Origin of the sequence: Mesorhizobium sp. M7A.F.Ca.CA.004.06.1.1 (genome assembly GCF_003999135.1) — a bacterium.
Classification (GTDB): Bacteria; Pseudomonadota; Alphaproteobacteria; order Rhizobiales; family Rhizobiaceae; genus Mesorhizobium.
Map to the genome: position 1 here is coordinate 1 of NZ_RZPQ01001262.1, position 890 is coordinate 890.

At 62.0% G+C, this 890-nt stretch carries 1 protein-coding gene and 1 pseudogene; both read right to left on the reverse strand.

Features of this window, described 5'->3' with window-relative positions; genetic code table 11:
- Nucleotides 1-29 precede the first annotated feature (29 nt).
- Nucleotides 30-218, reverse strand: a pseudogene (locus tag EN906_RS35640) (helix-turn-helix domain-containing protein); the annotation flags it as partial.
- A gap of 88 nt (nucleotides 219-306) precedes the next feature.
- Nucleotides 307-890 (reverse strand): arsenical resistance protein ArsH (gene arsH / locus EN906_RS35645; RefSeq protein WP_127375843.1); only part of this gene is annotated, 584 nt, incomplete at its 5' end.

The window sequence follows — 890 nt, forward strand, 5'->3', positions numbered from 1 at the left end:
ACGCTGTCGCATCACCTCAAGCGGCTGGTCGACACCGGTCTGGTGACGACCAGCCGCTTGAGGTGATGCGACAGCGTCGAGGACGGAATGTCGAGCTTGCCCTGGACGCTGCCGACGGCAAGCCCGTCGTCACCGGCGCGCACCAGGATGCGATAGAGCTGAAGCCGCGTCGGGTTGCCGAGCGCTTCGAGCTGGGAGGCTGCTTTTTCGAGTTTCATGGAAATAAACTATACGGCACTTTTCGCATCGTCAACCCAAATTTCGAAAAATATGGAAATACGAAACCCAGGCACCGTCAAAGGTGCCTCAGATCGACCGCTGGTTGACCCGCTTGGCGACCTCTTCCGCACTCTCGACCCGCTCGGAATAGCGGTCCGTCAGGTAGTTGGAGCGGTCGCGCAGGAGCAGGGTGAACTTCATCAGCTCCTCCATCACGTCGACGATCCGGTTGTAATACGATGACGGCTTCATGCGGCCGGCTTCGTCGAACTCGGCGAAAGCCTTGGCGACCGACGATTGGTTGGGGATGGTGACCATTCGCATCCAGCGGCCAAGGATGCGGAGCTGGTTGACGGCGTTGAAACTCTGGGAGCCGCCGGAGACCTGCATGACGGCGAGCGTCCTGCCCTGCGTCGGACGTACTCCGCCCATCGACAGCGGCAGCCAGTCAATCTGCGCCTTCATCACCCCCGTCATGGAACCGTGCCGTTCCGGAGAGCACCAGACCTGGGCCTCCGACCAGATGGACAGGTCGCGCAATTCCCTGACCTTGGGATGGTCGGCGGACGTCGAATCCGGCAGCGGCAGGCCCGAAGGATTGAAGATGCGAACCTCGGCGCCGAGGCGGCGAAGGATTCGCGCGGCCTCCTCGGTGACGAGGCGGGAATAGG